The organism is Brachybacterium hainanense, assembly GCF_042434575.1.
Classification (GTDB): domain Bacteria; phylum Actinomycetota; class Actinomycetes; order Actinomycetales; family Dermabacteraceae; genus Brachybacterium; species Brachybacterium hainanense.
This window is the reverse complement of the sequence record NZ_JBHLSV010000045.1, coordinates 1-15,605: the sequence shown is the minus strand read 5'-3', so window position 1 is coordinate 15,605 and position 15,605 is coordinate 1. Positions and strand designations below refer to the sequence as shown.

At 71.5% G+C, this 15,605-nt stretch carries 11 protein-coding genes, 2 tRNA genes and 1 pseudogene; 4 read left to right on the top strand and 10 right to left on the bottom strand.

The features are described 5' to 3' along the window. Positions 1–95 precede the first annotated feature (95 nt). The 6 genes and pseudogenes from ACFFF6_RS19680 to ACFFF6_RS19655 form a co-directional block, all read right to left on the bottom strand. Entirely contained in the window at positions 96–1,085 is a 990-nt protein-coding gene (locus ACFFF6_RS19680; protein WP_376983223.1) for a 4Fe-4S dicluster domain-containing protein, read from the bottom strand. Between the two features lie 176 nt (positions 1,086–1,261). Beyond that, positions 1,262–4,492: pseudogene (gene fdh, locus ACFFF6_RS19675) on the bottom strand (formate dehydrogenase); the annotation flags it as partial. A 318-nt stretch (positions 4,493–4,810) separates the two neighbouring features. Further along, on the bottom strand, positions 4,811–5,119 hold the full coding sequence (locus ACFFF6_RS19670; RefSeq protein ID WP_376983221.1) for a chorismate mutase: 309 nt from the start codon (positions 5,117–5,119) through the stop codon (positions 4,811–4,813). A gap of 12 nt (positions 5,120–5,131) precedes the next feature. Continuing rightward, positions 5,132–6,478, bottom strand: a complete 1,347-nt coding sequence (gene clpX, locus ACFFF6_RS19665; protein WP_376983220.1) for an ATP-dependent Clp protease ATP-binding subunit ClpX — start codon at positions 6,476–6,478, stop codon at positions 5,132–5,134. Positions 6,479–6,692: 214 nt separating this feature from the next. Then, complete coding sequence (locus ACFFF6_RS19660) at positions 6,693–7,373, bottom strand: ATP-dependent Clp protease proteolytic subunit (RefSeq protein WP_376983219.1); 681 nt, start codon at positions 7,371–7,373, stop codon at positions 6,693–6,695. Between the two features lie 28 nt (positions 7,374–7,401). Next, on the bottom strand, positions 7,402–8,046 hold the full coding sequence (locus ACFFF6_RS19655; protein ID WP_376983217.1) for an ATP-dependent Clp protease proteolytic subunit: 645 nt from the start codon (positions 8,044–8,046) through the stop codon (positions 7,402–7,404). Positions 8,047–8,518: 472 nt separating this feature from the next. Here ACFFF6_RS19655 and ACFFF6_RS19650 point away from each other — a divergent pair, with 472 nt between their 5' ends. Continuing rightward, entirely contained in the window at positions 8,519–9,337 is an 819-nt protein-coding gene (locus tag ACFFF6_RS19650; protein ID WP_376983216.1) for a C40 family peptidase, read from the top strand. Positions 9,338–9,772: 435 nt separating this feature from the next. Here ACFFF6_RS19650 and tig read toward each other — a convergent pair whose 3' ends face one another. Both tig and ACFFF6_RS19640 read right to left on the bottom strand, forming a co-directional pair. Continuing rightward, on the bottom strand, positions 9,773–11,257 hold the full coding sequence (tig, locus tag ACFFF6_RS19645) for a trigger factor (protein WP_376983215.1): 1,485 nt from the start codon (positions 11,255–11,257) through the stop codon (positions 9,773–9,775). A gap of 82 nt (positions 11,258–11,339) precedes the next feature. After that, a tRNA-Pro gene (locus tag ACFFF6_RS19640) sits at positions 11,340–11,413 on the bottom strand. Positions 11,414–11,597: 184 nt separating this feature from the next. On the opposite strand from ACFFF6_RS19640, the gene ACFFF6_RS19635 reads away from it, so the two are divergent. Both ACFFF6_RS19635 and ACFFF6_RS19630 read left to right on the top strand, forming a co-directional pair. After that, a tRNA-Gly gene (locus tag ACFFF6_RS19635) sits at positions 11,598–11,671 on the top strand. A gap of 70 nt (positions 11,672–11,741) precedes the next feature. Then, a complete protein-coding gene (locus ACFFF6_RS19630; RefSeq protein WP_376983214.1) occupies positions 11,742–13,058 on the top strand; it encodes a glycoside hydrolase family 125 protein in 1,317 nt (438 codons plus the stop codon). A gap of 130 nt (positions 13,059–13,188) precedes the next feature. Here ACFFF6_RS19630 and ACFFF6_RS19625 read toward each other — a convergent pair whose 3' ends face one another. Beyond that, on the bottom strand, positions 13,189–13,629 hold the full coding sequence (locus ACFFF6_RS19625) for a hypothetical protein (RefSeq protein WP_376983213.1): 441 nt from the start codon (positions 13,627–13,629) through the stop codon (positions 13,189–13,191). Then, positions 13,626–14,069 carry a VOC family protein gene (locus tag ACFFF6_RS19620; RefSeq protein ID WP_376983211.1) on the bottom strand — a complete coding sequence of 148 codons (444 nt, stop codon included), beginning with the start codon at positions 14,067–14,069 and terminating at the stop codon, positions 13,626–13,628. Before ACFFF6_RS19620 ends, ACFFF6_RS19625 begins: the two co-directional genes overlap by 4 nt. A gap of 320 nt (positions 14,070–14,389) precedes the next feature. Between ACFFF6_RS19620 and ACFFF6_RS19615 the strand changes: the two genes are divergently transcribed. Further along, positions 14,390–15,605, top strand: a 1,216-nt coding sequence (locus ACFFF6_RS19615; RefSeq protein WP_376983210.1) for a bifunctional transcriptional activator/DNA repair enzyme AdaA, incomplete at its 3' end; no start/stop codon positions are given.

The following is a 15,605-nucleotide window of genomic DNA, read 5'->3' as shown; positions in this document are numbered from 1 at the left end:
GTCGCCCCGATGCGCGGGCGGCGGCCCGACCCGTACCGGACGGCCGCGCGGGCGCGGGGGCTCCGGGGGCCGGTAGGAGTCGAAGTCGGAATGGGTCATCGGCGTCCTCCGAGGAAGGCGAGGGCGGTCGCGGCGAGCATCCCGGCGGCCGCGATCCCGGCGGTGCGCAGCATCCGGGGCAGCTCGGCCGTGGGGACCTGCGGATCCGGTGGGAGGCCGTACACCTCCGGCTCGTCCAGCAGCAGGAACACGGAGCCGGTCCCGCCCACGCCGTCGCGGCCGTTGGCTCCGTACAGGCGTGCCTCGGTCATGCCCTGCTCATGGAGCCGGGCGACCCGCTGCTCGGCCTCCTCGACCATCTCCGCGCGGTCGCCGAAGCGGATCGAGGTGGTGGGGCAGGTCTGCGCGCAGGCCGGGGTCTGTCCGTCCACGAGCCGGTCGTAGCACAGGGTGCACTTGTTGGCGGTGCCGTGATTCGGGACGTCCTGGGGACCGCGGTCGCGGTCTCCCTTCGTGGCGATGGTGCCGTCGTCGCGGCGCTCGATGACGCCGAAGGGGCAGCCTCCCACGCAGGTTCCGCAGCCGTTGCAGATGTCCGACTGCACCACCACGGTCCCGAACTCGGTGCGGAACAGGGCGCCGGTCGGGCACACGTCCAGGCAGCCGGCATGCGTGCAGTGCTTGCACACGTCCGAGGACATGAGCCAGCGGAACTCGGGGGTGTCCGGCGGCGTGCGGTCCGCGGCCGGGGCGGCGGGGGCGGGCTTCGGGCCGACGGACGGCATGCCGAGGCTCACGAGCTTCCTGCCGCTCTCGCGGGCCTGCTCGATCCGCTCCTTCTCCTGCTCGACGAAGGCGACATGGCGCCAGGTGTTCGCGCCGAGGGCTCCGGTGTTGTCGTACGAGGAGCCGAGGATCTCGAGGTCCCCGTCCTGCGGGTTGCGGTTCCACTCCTTGCAGGCGACCTCGCAGGCCTTGCAGCCGATGCAGATCGAGGTGTCGGTGAAGAAGCCCTTGCGCTCGTGGCTGTGGCCCCAGCCGGCATCGGCCGCGGGGTCCTCCTCCGGCCCGTGCAGCAGTCCCATCAGCGCTCCTCCGTCCCGTTCCCGGCTCCAGCCGCGGAGTCCGGATCCGTCCCGTCCGGCGCGGTGCCGTGCGGACCCCGGTCCACCTGCTCGGTGCCGTCCCGGCCCGTGCGCCCGGGAGACGCCGGGAGATGCACGCGCCGTTCCCCCTCGGGCGGGATCGTGACCCGCACGTCCCCGGTCCACTCATCGATCCCGGCGCGGCGCTGGTAGTCGGCGACCAGCCTCCGCAGCTCCGCACCGCGCGGTCGACGCCCCGGGATGATCGCGCAGGCGGTCACCTTCGAGTTCTGGATCTGGGTGTTGGCATCGAGGTTCAGCCCGATCAGGTCGTTGACGCTGTCGCCCTCGACGACGGCCTCGCTCCCGCGCGCCCAATGGTAGGGCAGACCGATCTGGTGGACCGTCCGATCCGCGACCTGGAGAGGGCGCAGGCGCCGCGTCACCAGGACGCGGGCCTCGATCGCGGACCGTGCGGAGATGACGGTCGCCCACCCGTAGGGGGTGAGGCCCTCCCGTGCGGCGAGCTCCGGGGAGACCTCGCAGAACAGCTCGGGCTGCAGCTCGGAGAGGTACGGCAGGAAGCGGCTCATGCCGCCCGCCGTATGGTGCTCGGTGACGCGGTAGGTCGTGAACACATGCGGATAGACCTCCCCGGCGGGGCCGGTCACGTCCGGTCCCGGGGCGTTCATCGCGTCCCGGCTGTGGAAGGCGACGCGGGTGGGGTTGGCCTGCTGGTCGTACATCGGGTTCGGGATCTGGGACTCGACGGGCTCGTAGTGGGTCGGCAGCGGGCCGTCCACGAGGCCGGTAGGGGCGAACAGCCAGCCGCGGCCGTCCGCCTGCATGACGAAGGCATCGGTGCCCGCGAGCCCCGCGGCTCCCCCGGCCCGCGGATCTCCCGGATCCCCGGGGGCCTTGTCGCGGGGGAAGTCGGGCACGTCCCGGCCGGTCCAGCATTCCTGCTCCGCGTCCCACCACACGAGGCTCTTGCGCGCGGACCAGGGCCGGCCCGCGGAGTCCGCGGACGCCCGGTTGTAGAGGATCCTCCGGTTCGCGGGCCAGGCCCACGCCCACTCGGCGGCCGTCTCGTCCTGCTGCGATCCGGGGACGCGGCGTGCGGCCTGGTTCTGACCGTCCGCGTACACGCCGGTGTAGATCCAGCATCCGCCGGCGGTCGAGCCGTCCGCGCGCATCTCGCCGTAGGAGCTCAGCGGCTGACCGGCGTCCGGGCCGCTGACGTGGAAGCCGCCGATCTCCCGCAGCACGGACTCGGGGTCCGGTTCGCCGTGCTCGTCGGTCGGGTAGTCCCAAGTCAGATCCAGCAGCGGACGGTCGCGGGGGTCGGTGGATCCAGCGAGCCGCGCCCGGATCCTCCGGCCGAGGTCGAAGAGGAACATGAGCTCGCTCTGCGCGTCCCCGGGCGGCGGCACGGCCTGGTGGCGCCATTGCACGAGGCGCTGGGTCTGGGTGAAGGACCCGGCCTTCTCCGCGTGGTTGGCGGCGGGGAGGAAGAAGACCTCGGTGGCGATGTCCTCGGTGACGAGCTCCCCGCTGTCGATCTCGGGACCCTCCTTCCACCAGGTGGCCGACTCGATCATCGAGAAGTCGCGGACCACCAGCCACTTCAGATGGCTCATCCCGAGGCGCTGCATGCGGCCGTTGGCCGAGCCGACCGCCGGGTTCTGTCCCAGCAGGAAGAAGCCGTCGACCTCGTCCGCGAGCATCGCCATCATCGTCTGGTACGTGCCGTGGGCACCCGTCAGCCGCGGCAGGTAGTCGAAGGCCCAGTCGTTGTCCGCGGTCGCCGCGTCTCCCCACCACGCCTTCAGGAGGTTGATCGCGTACACGTCGGCATCGGCCCAGAACCCCTTCTGCTCCTTCCGTCCGATCGCGGCGACGTAGTCCTCGAGACGGTCGTGGACGCCGGCCACGGGCATGGGGAGGTACCCGGGGAGCAGGTTGAACAGGGTCGGGATGTCCGTGGACCCCTGGATGGTGGCGTGTCCGCGCAGCGCCATGACGCCGCCTCCGGGACGGCCCATGTTGCCCATCAGCAGCTGCAGGATCGCCGCGGCGCGGATGAACTGGGCTCCGCCGGTGTGCTGGGTCCAGCCCACGGCATAGGCGAAGCAGGTGGTCCGCTCGCGGCCCGAGTTCTGGACGATCGACTGCGCGAGATAGTCGAAGTCCGCCCGGGAGATCCCGCAGACCTCCTCGACCATCTCGGGGGTGTAGCGGGAGTAGTGGCGCCGCAGGATCTGGAGGACGCAGCGCGGGTCCTGGAGGGTCTCGTCCCGCTGGACATCGCCGTGCTCGAGCGGCGGTCCGCCCGCTCCGGCGCTCTCGCCGCGGCCCGCCTCGTCATGGGCCTGCGACGGATCCGCCGGATCCGCGGTGCGGTACGCCCAGGAGCTCGGGTCGTAGGCGCCGGTGGCCGGGTCGAAGCCGGAGAAGAGCCCGTCGAGGTCCTCGGGGCCCAGGTAGCGCTCGTCGATGATCGAGGACGCGTTGGTGAAGGCCATGACGTACTCGCGGAACCACAGCTCGCGGCTGAGCACATGGTGGATGAGCGCACCGAGCAGCACCACGTCGCTGCCCGCACGGATCGGGACGTGCCGATCCGCGTTGGCGCTCGTGCGGGTGAAGCGCGGGTCGACGTGGATGATCCGCGCCCCGCGGGCCTTCGCCTCCATCACCCACTGGAAGCCCACGGGATGGGCCTCGGCCATGTTCGAGCCCTGGATGATGATGCAGTCGGCGTTGGCCATGTCCTGCAGGGACTGTGTGGCGCCGCCGCGTCCGAACGAGGCTCCCAGACTGGGAACCGTGGCGGAGTGTCATATGCGGGCCTGGTTCTCCATCTGGATGGCGCCCGCCGCGGTGAACAGCTTCTTGGCGAGGTAGTTCTCCTCGTTGTCGATGGTCGCGCCGCCGAGACTCGCGATGCCCATCGTCCGCCGCAGCGGATGACCCTTCTCGTCCAGGTCCTGCCAGTGCGCACGGCGCGCCTCGAGGAAGCGGTCCGCGATCATGTCGAGGGCGGTGTCGCGGTCCAGGTCCTGCCAGTCCTTCGCATACGGAGCGCGGTACCGGACGGTGGTCACGCGCCGCGGGGAGTTCACGAGCTGCTCGCTCGCCGCCCCCTTGGGGCACAGCCGACCGCGGGAGATCGGCGAGTCCGGGTCGCCTTCGATCTGGACGACCCTGTCGTCCTTGACGAAGATCCGCTGACCGCAGCCGACCGCGCAGTACGGGCACACGCTCTGGACGACCCGGTCCGCGGTCGTGGTGCGCGGCGCCGTGGCCCGGGTCTGCGCCGAGGTGACGGCCTCTCCGCGACCCAGCACGTCGGCCCCGCGCAGCTGACGCAGCACAGGCCATTGGAGCGGGCTCAAGCGGGACATGACCGCATCCTACGCGCCGGCGAGGACCGATGGCCCCCGTCTCATCCGGTCGCCATGCTCATCGTGCCGGCAGGGGCCCGAAGCCGTTCTCTTCGGGGGCCAGAAGCGGTGCCGACCGCGGTCCGACGCCGCATCGGCCGCGGCCCGACGCCGCATCGGCCGGGTGCCGTGCCGCGACGAGGGCACGATTGACCGTCGTCGAGGCACAGGGGCACCATGCTGGATCCGCTGACCGCCGATGAGGCATCGCCACACAGATCTGCTCCATGGCCGGGCAGTCGCAACCGGCTCCCAGCTGAAGCGTTCCGCGTCTCCGCGTCAGCCTGCGTCCTGCTCGCGGATCTGCTCATGGTGGCGGATCACCTCGGTCACGATGAACCGCAGGAAGGCCTCGGCGAAGACGGGATCGAGACCGGCCTCCTCGGCGAGGGCTCGCAGGCGCGCCACCTGGACCTGCTCGCGGGACGGATCCGCGGGGGGCAGGCCGTGCTCGGCCTTCAGCCGGCCCACGCGCTGCGTGTGGCGGAACCTCTCGGCCAGCAGGTTCACGAGCGCGGCGTCGATGTTGTCGATGCTCTGGCGCTCCTCGGCAAGGATCTGCCGTGCCCTCAGGGCGGCGTCGTTCATGGAGGCGTCCTCTCAGGCGCTCTGCTCGCGGCGTCCCGCGGAGGGCGTGTCCCGGGTGACCATGAGCGGCCCGCGCCCTTCGGTGACCACGCCCTCGGTGATCACGACCTTCGCGACGTCCTCGCGCGAGGGGACCTCGAACATGACCGCCTGCAGGGTGTCCTCGAGGATCGCCCGCAGGCCGCGAGCGCCCGTCCCCCGGGAGATCGCCCGATCCGCGATGGCCTCGAGCGCGCTGGCCTCGAAGTCCAGCTCGACGCCGTCGAGGGCGAACATCTTCTGGTACTGCTTCACGAGCGCGTTGCGGGGCTCGGTGAGGATCTGGATGAGCGCGGCCCGATCCAGGTTCACGACGTTGGTGAGCACCGGGAGGCGGCCGATGAACTCGGGGATCAGCCCGAACTTCAGCAGATCCTCGGGCACCAGCTGCGAGTAGATCTCCGCCTGCTCGAGCGGCGTGTGCAGCTCCGCGCCGAAGCCGATCCCGCGCTTGCCGATCCGGGAGCCGATGATGTCCTCGATGCCCGCGAAGGCACCGGCGACGATGAACAGCACGTTCGTCGTGTCCAGCTGGATGAACTCCTGATGGGGGTGCTTGCGCCCGCCCTGCGGGGGGATCGCCGCGACCGTGCCCTCGAGGATCTTCAGCAGCGCCTGCTGGACGCCTTCTCCGGACACGTCGCGCGTGATCGAGGGGTTCTCCGACTTTCGGCCGATCTTGTCGACCTCGTCGATGTAGATGATGCCCCGCTCGGCCTTCTTGACGTCGTAGTCCGCGGCCTGGAGAAGCTTGAGCAGGATGTTCTCGACGTCCTCGCCGACGTAGCCCGCCTCGGTCAGCGCGGTCGCATCGGCCATCGCGAAGGGGACGTCCAGGAGCCGGGCGAGGGTCTGGGCGAGGTAGGTCTTCCCGCAGCCCGTCGGCCCGACCATCATGACGTTGGACTTCGAGACCTCGACGTCCGGGGCGGAGGCGACGGCCTCGGCCACCTCACCCGCCCGGGCGGAGCCGCTGCGCGGCGCCGGCGCGGCGACGGGGCCGCGGGCGGCCTCCTCCTGCGCGCGCACGCGCTTGTAGTGGTTGTAGACGGCGACCGAGAGCGCGCGCTTGGCGGCGTCCTGCCCGATCACGTACTGCTCGAGATGCTCGTAGATCTCCTGGGGGCGCGGCAGCTCGGCCTGCTCCTCCTCGGTGACCTGCGCGGCCTGGTTCTCCTCCGCGATGATCTCGTTGCACAGCTCGATGCATTCCTCGCAGATGAACACCCCGGGGCCGGAGATGAGCCGTTCGACCTGCTTCTGCGACTTGCCGCAGAAGGAGCACTTGAACACGTCGGAACTCTCGTTCGTGCGCGCCATGACCGTCCTTCGTCGTCGAGCGTCCTGCGGGGGCGCGGCGGTGCCGCGTCCTTCACGGTACCGCGCGGGAGCGCGGCCCCGGGGATCCCACGCCGCGCGGGGATCCGATACCGGACCGGAGCGGGGCCCCGCGGCGGGCGGCTCCCCACCGCCCCCGCGAGGCCCTGCCGGTGACCGTCCCGTCGCCCGGACCACCCCGGGCGACGAGGCCGGCTCAGCTGCCGAGCCGGGGTCGCACGTCCTTGCGGGAGGCGAGGACCTGGTCGACCAGGCCGTAGTCGAGGGCCTGCGCGGCGGTGAGGATCTTGTCGCGCTCGATGTCGCGGCTGATCTCCTCCTGGCTGCGGCTCGTGTGGAAGGCGAGGGTGCTCTCGAGCCACTCGCGCATCCGCATGATCTCGTTGGCCTGGATCTCGATGTCCGAGGCCTGGCCGCCGCCCTGCCCGCCCATCGCCGGCTGGTGGATGAGGATGCGGGCGTTGGGCAGGGCGAGCCGCTTCCCGGGGGTGCCCGCGGCCAGCAGCACCGCGGCGGCGGAGGCCGCCTGGCCCAGGCACACGGTGGTGACATCGGGCTTGATGTACTGCATCGTGTCGTAGATCGCGGTCAGCGCCGTGAACGAGCCGCCGGGGCTGTTGATGTAGAGGGTGATGTCGCGGTCGGGGTCCTGGGACTCGAGCACGAGCAGCTGGGCCATCACGTCGTCCGCCGAGGCGTCGTCGACCTGGACGCCGAGGAAGATGATGCGGTCCTCGAACAGCTTGGTGTAGGGATCCTGGCGCTTGAAGCCGTAGGCGGTGCGCTCCTCATACTGCGGGAGGACGTAGCGGGCCGAGGGGGCGGTGGCGCGGTCGGCCATGCCGAAGCCGGCACCGGAGCGGGGGTCGAAGGTCATGGAAGGGTCTCCTCAGGTTCGCTGCTGCTCAGTTGCCGGACTGCTCGGCGCTGCCGGACCGGTCCTCGGTGCCGCCGCCGCCGGTGACGTCGTGCGCGGTCGAGACGATGTGGTCGATGAAGCCGTACTCGAGAGCCTCCTCGGCCGTGAACCAGTTGTCGCGGTCGGAGTCCGCGGTGATCTGCTCGAGGCTCTTTCCCGTCTGCTCCGCGATGAGCCCGGCCAGCTGGCGCTTCATCGAGAGGATGAGGTCCGCCTGGATCTTGATCTCGCTCGCGGTGCCGCCGAGGCCGCCCAGCGGCTGATGCATGAGCACTCGCGCGTTCGGCGTCGCGTAGCGCTTGCCCTTGGTGCCCGAGGACAGCAGGAACTGGCCCATCGACGCGGCCATGCCCATGGCGACGGTGACGACGTCGGGCTGGATGAACTGCATGGTGTCGTAGATGGCCATGCCTGCGGTGATCGAGCCGCCCGGGCTGTTGATGTAGAGGTAGATGTCCTTCTCCGGGTCCTCCGCGGCCAGGAGCAGCATCTTCGCGCAGATCGCGTTGGAGTTGTCGTCGCGGACCTCCGACCCGAGCCAGATGATGCGCTCGCGCAGGAGACGCTGGTAGACGTTGTCGTCGAGGCCCATGGGCGTGTCGCCGGCGGCGCTACGGGGCTGCGTGGTCATGGATCGCTCCTTCAAGCAGATTTCTCGATGGCTCGACTCTAGGCGCTGGCGGGGACGCATCGGGCGCTGTTCGCCGCAGGCGCACACCCCGCGCTCCGCGACCGAGCCGCCCTGGCCGGTGCGGGCCGGGGATCTGGGCAGCCGAGCCGCGCGACCCCTTCCCGCCATGACCGGCACGCGCCCTCCACGGCGCCGTGATGCGCACCACAGACCGGGTCATGCCCTGTGGGCCGTCGGTGTGCGTTCGGCAAGGAATCACCACCAGTGGTCAAGACCAGGTCAAGATCGCGACCACCTTGATCCAGATCTGTTGGCCGCCTGGGCGTTCGCCCATAACGTTGTCGACCGTGAGCCGGTGACGACGGAACCGCGCAGGTTCGGTCACAGCAGCATCCGTCGCCGGCAGCTCTCCCTCGTTTCGTGAAGATGTGCCGCCGCCCGCAGCGGCGGGCGGTATGGAAGGAATCCGAACATGGCCAAGCACAACACCCACCGCGCAGCCGGTCGGCCCGTGAACGGCGCCTCGCGCCTCGCGCTCAAGGGCCTCGGCGGCGCGGCGATGCTGAGCACCGTCGTCGTCGGCTCCGCCTTCGCGGCCTCGAGCGCCTCCGCGGCGCCCACGGCTCCCGTCCCCGCCCTGGCGCCCTCCGCGGCCACCATCGCTCCCGCGGCACCGACCACGCCGGTCGCCACGGCCGCGCTCTCCTCCGGCAAGACCCTGTACAAGGGCTCGCGCGGCGACCGCGTCGCGGATCTCCAGACGGCTCTGAACTCCGAGGGCGCGAACCTCGCGGTCGACGGCAAGTTCGGCCCCCGCACCGACGCCGCCGTGCGCGACTACCAGGCGGACAACGGCCTCCGCGTCGACGGTCGCGTCGGCCCCGCGACCCGCGCCTCCCTGAACGACGACGCCCCGAGCTCCTCCGGCTCCAGCTCGTCCTCCTCCTCGAGCTCGTCCTCGACGGGCCAGCGCATCCTCGACGCCGCCCGCGGCCAGATCGGCGTCGGCTACCGCTACGCCGGCAGCTCCCCCAGCGGCTTCGACTGCTCGGGCCTGACCAGCTACGCCTACGCGCAGGCCGGCATCGATCTGCCGCGCACCTCCTCGGGCCAGGCGAACGCCGGCACCCGCATCTCCAAGTCGGAGGCTCGCGTGGGCGACCTCGTCGTGTGGCCCGGCCACGTCGGCATCTACGCCGGGAACAACAAGGTCGTCGACGCCGGCTCCTCGAAGGGCTCCGTGTCCGAGCGCACCATCTGGGGCAGCCCCTCCTTCGTCACCTTCCGCTGATCGGCCTCGCTGCCGACCGGAGTCCGCCAGGGCGTCCTTCCTCCGGGGAGGGCGCCCTTCGCGCATGCCACCGCACGCGGGCACGTCCATGCCGTCGCCCCCACGCTCCCCTCCTCCCCGGTTCCCCCGGCCCTCCCCGGCTCCCCCGACCGAGACCCGCCCTGCGGCGAATCCCGCTCCTCCCTCCGTCTCCGCCCGGCTGCCCTTATCCGACGCAGACAGGGAAGGATCTGGATCATCACCGGTCAGCGACACCGGACGGCGACTCACCCTGCCTCAATGCCGGGCAGCGACGGAGACGGCGGAACGGCCGGAGCACCCCGGCGCCCACCAGGGCGACGCCCAGCGCGGCGCACCCCGGCACCGTCGGGCAACGACAGCGGCGCGGCGATCCCGAGCAGGGATCGCCGCGCCGCTGTGCGATGCGTCGGAGGATCAGGCCTCGGACTCGGCCTCCGAGGCCTCGTCCTTCGCCGCAGCCTTCTTGGCCGGGGCCTTCTTCGCGGGAGCCTTCTTGGCCGGAGCCTTCTCCTCGGCCTTCTCCGCGGCGGCCTTCTTGGCGGGGGCCTTCTTCTTCGCCGGAGCCTTCTTCGCCGGGGCCTTCTCAGGCTTCTCCTCGGCGGCCTCGTCCTCGGCGGAGGCCTCCGCGGCCTTCGTCAGGCCCAGGTCGAGGACCTCGCCGGAGGTGCTCTTCACGGTGACGTCCGCGAGGACGACCTCGAGCGCCTTGGAGCGCTGGACCTCGCCGAAGATCTGCTCGATCTGACCCGACTGCGCGAGCATCTGGATGAACTGGTTGGGCTCGACCCCGTACTGCGAGGACAGCTGCGCCATGTAGTTCATGAGGTCGTCCTGGCCGACCTCGACCTCACGGGTCTCGTGGAGCGCGTCGAGCACGAACTGGGCGCGGATGGCCTTCTCCGTGTCCTCGCGGATCTCCTCGCCGTGCGGGTCGCCGGCCTCCTTGCCCTCGTTCTCGAGGTGCGCGGTGACCTCGTCCTCGACGAGCGCCTCGGGAACCGGGACCTCGAGCTCGTCGAGGAGCTTCTCGAGGAGGGCGTTGCGGGCCAGCGTCACGCGGTTGCCCGCGGCGTCCTTCTCCGCCTGCACCTTCAGATCCGCCTTGAGCTCGTCGATGGTGTCGAACTCGGAGGCGAGCTCGGCGAACTCGTCATCGGCCTCGGGGAGCTCGCGGATCTTCACGGACTGCGGGGTGACGGTCACGTCCGCCTCCTCGCCCGCCCGCTCGCCGCCGGCGAGCTTGGAGGAGAAGGTGGTGGTCTCCCCGGCGGAGAGGCCGATCAGGGCCTCGTCCAGGCCCTCGAGCATGTTGCCCTCGCCGATGCGGTAGGAGACGCCCTCGACGGACTCGATCTCCTCGTCGCCGATGACAGCCTTCATGTCCAGGGACACGAAGTCGCCGTCCTCAGCGGGACGGTCCACGCCGACCAGGGTGCCGAAGCGCTCGCGCAGCTGGTCCAGGCGGACCTGCACGGCATCCTCGTCGACCGCGGGCTCCTCGATCTCGACGGTGTAGTCCGTGAAGTCGGGGAGGGTGATCTCGGGACGGACGTCCTGCTCGACGACGAACACGAGGTTGCCCTCGTTCGAGCCGTCGAGGCCGGGGACCTCGGTGACCTCGACCTCGGGGCGGCCTGCCGGGCGAATCTCAGCCTCCGCGGCGGCCTGCTGGTAGAAGTCCGGGAGCGCGTCGTTGACGGCCTCCTGCAGGATCGCCGGGCGGCCGAAGCGCTGCTCGATGACGGCAGCGGGGATCTTGCCCTTGCGGAAGCCCGGGATCTGAGCCTGGCCGGCGATCTTCTTCGTGGCGGCCTCGATGGCCGGCTTCAGCTCCTCGAAGGGGACCTCGACGTCGAGCTTGACGCGGGTCGGGCTGAGCTTCTCGACAGCGGTCTTCACTGGCAAGTCTCCTGAGTGACGTGGGTGACGGATGGGCGGTTGTCGCGAGAGGGGAAGCGGGATCACGGGTCCCGGTCGCGAGTCGGGGTGACAGGATTCGAACCTGCGACGTCCCGCTCCCAAAGCGGGTGCTCTACCAAACTGAGCTACACCCCGGAGGGCAACCCACCAGAGCCTACCCGCAAGGCCGCCGACGGACGCGAACCAGTTCGCCTCGTGTGACAGGCGCCATGCCCGCCGGGAGGCCTGCCGATGGTGCCTGCGGGCCGATGATCTGGTTAGATGGGTGCGGCGCCAGCGCCCGGGCCCCTCTGCGGGATCCGGCGGCACACGGCGCCACGCGGATGTAGCTCAATGGTAGAGCCTCAGTCTTCCAAACTGATTACGCGGGTTCGATTCCCGTCATCCGCTCCACGAACGCCCTGGACACAGGGCGTTTTTGTGTATGACGCAGACCCTGCACCCCGAGCCGAGGACGCCACCTGTGACGACCACCCGCCCCGCCGCCGCACGCACCCCCTACGCCGTCGACCCGCAGATCGTGGGCCTCATCGGCGAGCAGGCGGATCGGATCCGTGCCGTGAGCGGCGACCGCATCGGCGACATGGTGCAGGAGGCGCTGCTGCGCACCCTGACCGACACCATCACCGTCGGCGCCGACGGCAGCGCCTTCGTCATCACCGGAGACATCCCCGCGATGTGGATGCGCGACTCGACGACGCAGCTGACTCCGTACCTGCGCCTGCTGGGGCGGAGCGAGCCGCTCGCGGACCTGGTCGCCTCCGTGGTGCGGCGCCAGTTCACGTGCCTGGGCCACGACACCTACGCGAACGCCTTCAACGACGGGCCCACCGACGGCCACCACGAGCCGCGGGACCTGTGCAAGGACCCCCACGTGTGGGAGCAGAAGTACGAGATCGACTCCCTCGCCTATCCGATCGTGCTCGCCCATGCCCTGTGGCGGGCGACGGGGCGCACCGACGTCTTCGACGAGGGAAGCCACGATGTGCTGCGTCGCGTCGTGGCGCAGCTGCGTCTCGAGCAGCGTCACGAGAACTCGAGCTACCGCTTCGTGCGCCCGTCTCCCCTGCCGACGGAGTCCCTCGTGCGCGACGGGCTCGGCTCCCCCGTCGGCTTCACCGGCATGACCTGGAGCGGGTTCCGTCCTTCCGACGACGCCTGCACCTTCCACTACAACGTGCCCGGGAACCTGCTGGCCGCCCAGGCGCTGCGCGCGCTCGCGGAGATCTCCGCCGAGGTCCACGCCGACCAGGCCCTGGCGGACACGGCGCTGTCCCTCTCGGCCGAGCTGGTGGCCGGGGTCGCCGAGCACGGGATCGTCGAGGGCCCGGATGGAGCGCGCATCTATGCCTACGAGGTCGACGGCCTCGGCGGGCAGCTGCTCATGGACGATGCGAACACACCCTCGCTGCTCGCGCTGCCTCTGTTCGCCCCCGATGTGCTGGACCCCGCGGTGTACGAGGCGACGCGCCGCTTCGTCCTCAGCCCCGCGAACCCCTTCTTCTTCTCCGGCCCCGTCGCCGAGGGCGTCGGCAGCCCGCACACGCTGCCGGAGTACATCTGGCCGATCGGCCTGGCGGTGCAGGCTCTGACGGGTCCGGCCGAGGACCGCCCGCGGCTGCTGGAGCTGATCGCCGCGACCGACGGCGGAACGGGGCGCATCCACGAGTCCTTCCACACCGCGGATCCGACGCTGTTCTCGCGCCCGTGGTTCTCCTGGGCCGATTCGATGTTCTGCGAGCTGGCCCTGCAGGTCGCGGACGACGCGGACGCGGCCTGAGCCCCTCCAGGCTGCGGCCCTGGCCCCGGGCCGGATCATCGCCCGCGCACCGGTCCGCGCTGATCCCCGTCCTCGGCGGCGCGGGACGACGGAGCGCTCGGGGCGATCCCCCGGGGCGCTCGATGCGGGCTCAGGCGAGCGCACGGGTGACGAGCTCGGCGATCCGCCGTCGGGTCCCCTCCCCCATGCCGGTCACGGCGAAGGAGGTCGCCCACATCTCACCCTCGTCCAGCGCGGCGGTCGGCTGGAATCCGAAGCTCGCGTAGCGGGTGCCGAACTTCCCGGCGGCCTGGAAGAAGCACAGGACCGTCCCGTCGCGGGCCCAGGCCGGCATGCCGTACATCGTCCGCGGGTCGAGATCAGGACCGAGCAGGCCGATGATCTCGGCGATCGGCTCGATCAGGGCGCGGTCCTCCGCCCCCATACCGGCGACCGCCTCGTCGAAGGCGGCTCGGTCCCGGGCCCGCTTCGCGGCTCCCCGCGCTCCCTCCTTCTGGGCTCGGACCTCGGCGGCGCGCGCCATCATGGCCTCGCGCTCGGCCGCGGTGAACAGCCCGTCCGCGGCGCTCACCGCTCGACTCCCTCGCGGCCCGGCAGCTGCTGGAGCCGGATCTGGTTCCCGGCGGGGTCGCGGACGGCGGCGTCGCGGATGCCGTAGTCCTGGTCCATCGGCTCCTGCACCACGTCCGCTCCGCCCTCGACGAGGCGGGCGAAGACGACGTCCAGCACGGGAGTCGCGAGGTTGATCCCGAAGTAGCTGCCCTTGGCGATGATCGCGAGCAGCGCGGCATGCTCCGCCTCCGTGATGCCGTCGTCTGAGAGGACGGGGTGCAGGACGACCGCGGTGTCCTCCTGCCCCGGCGGGCCCATCGTGATCCACCGCAACTGGCCTCCTCCGACGTCCATGCGGACCTCGAATCCCAGGAGGTCGCGGTAGAAGGCGAGCGAGGCCTCCGCATCCGTGTGGGGCAGGTAGCTGGCGCTGATGCTGAGTTCCCTGGTGTGTTCCATGACGTCCAGGCTAGGGAACCGGGGGCAGGGGCGCTTCTCCGTTCCTGACCGGTCCGCTCACCCTGCGGGCGATGCACGGCGGCAGAGGTGTCCGGCGAAGAGACGGACTCGCTGGGCGAGGGCCTCGACGTCGAGCGGGCGGGCGTGCTCGCGGTCCGTCCGGTCGCGGACGCTGCGCAGCAGCACGAGATCCTCGCGCGACCTCGGACGAGGCCTCGTCCCCGGCCCGGATGCATCGACGATGGCCCCGTCCTGCCAGGAGCGGCCATGCTGTCCGATTCCCGCTGGTGCCCGCGGCCGGGGCGCGGTTGACTGGTCCCATGCACGAGATGACCGATGACGAGCGCTACGCCGCGATCCGCAGCCGGGACACGCGGTTCGACGGCATGTTCTTCACGTGCGTCCGCTCCACGGGGATCTTCTGCCGCCCCTCCTGCCCGGCGCGGACGCCCGGGCGCACCGGTGTCGAGTTCCTGCCCTCGGCGGCCGCGGCCGTCGCCGCCGGGTACCGCGCCTGCAAGCGCTGCGGGCCCACGGCGCCGCCGGGCAGCCATGACGATGACCCTGCGGGGTCGCTCGCAGACCGGGCGCTCCGGCTGATCGAGGAGGGGGCGCTCGACGACGAGGGGTCGGTGCCCCGCCTCGCGGCCGTCCTCGCGGTCTCGGAGCGGAGCCTGCACCGAGCGCTGGTGGCGCGCACGGGCGCGGGGGCTCTGGCCCATGCCCGGATCCGCCGGGCGCGCCGCGCCCATGAGCTGGTCACCGGCACCGTCCTCCCGCTGTCCCAGGTCGCCCATGCCGCCGGCTTCGGCAGCGAGCGCCAGTTCCACGAGACCTTCGCGCAGATCTACGGCCATGCGCCCTCGACGGTGCGCGAACGGTCCGCGGCGCCGCGGACGGGGGACGGCGCCGATCCGGGCGAGCTCACCGCGCGTCTGGCCGTGCGCCTGCCCTTCGACGGAACCGGCCTGGCACGCTGGTTCGGCGCCCGCGCGATCCCCGGGGTCGAGGAGGTCGACGGCGCCGTGTGGACGCGCGCGGTGCGCCTGGCCCATGGCCCGGGAGTGGTGCGGGTCGATCTCGGGGCGCGGACGGGGCCGCTGCTGCTGCGCCTGCGGCTCGCGGATCTGCGCGACTACGCGGCCGCGGTCGGCCTGGTACGGCGGCTGCTGGATCTGGACGCGGATCCGGAGGGGATCGATGCCGGTCTGGTCGCGGCGCAGCCCGCCTTCGCACCGCTGGTCGCCGCGAGGCCCGGGGTGCGCATCCCCGGCACCCCCAGCCTGCGCGAGGCGCTTCTGTGGGCGATCACGGGTCAGCAGATCACCACCGTGCAGGCACGGGACCAGCTGGCGCGGGCGACCGATCTGCACGAGGAGCCGCTGCCGCCGGAGCTCGTGACCGGTTCGGTGCGGCGGCTCCCGCTGCGCCCCGCGCAGGCGGCGGCGAGCGCCGAGGACTGGTTCCGCGGGCCTCGGGCTCGACGCGCCGCGCTGGTCGGCGCGCTCGCGGCTCCGCTGGACGTCGCCGCGGACG

What these genes read in the sequence shown, in the direction of transcription:
- ACFFF6_RS19680 (WP_376983223.1), bottom strand. Translation starts at nt 1,085, where the DNA reads ATGGGACTGCTGCACGGGCCGGAGGAGGACCCCGCGGCCGATGCCGGC.
- ACFFF6_RS19670 (WP_376983221.1), bottom strand. Translation starts at nt 5,119, where the DNA reads ATGAACGACGCCGCCCTGAGGGCACGGCAGATCCTTGCCGAGGAGCGC.
- clpX (WP_376983220.1), bottom strand. Translation starts at nt 6,478, where the DNA reads ATGGCGCGCACGAACGAGAGTTCCGACGTGTTCAAGTGCTCCTTCTGC.
- ACFFF6_RS19660 (WP_376983219.1), bottom strand. Translation starts at nt 7,373, where the DNA reads ATGACCTTCGACCCCCGCTCCGGTGCCGGCTTCGGCATGGCCGACCGC.
- ACFFF6_RS19655 (WP_376983217.1), bottom strand. Translation starts at nt 8,046, where the DNA reads ATGACCACGCAGCCCCGTAGCGCCGCCGGCGACACGCCCATGGGCCTC.
- ACFFF6_RS19650 (WP_376983216.1), top strand. Translation starts at nt 8,519, where the DNA reads ATGGCCAAGCACAACACCCACCGCGCAGCCGGTCGGCCCGTGAACGGC.
- ACFFF6_RS19620 (WP_376983211.1), bottom strand. Translation starts at nt 14,069, where the DNA reads ATGGAACACACCAGGGAACTCAGCATCAGCGCCAGCTACCTGCCCCAC.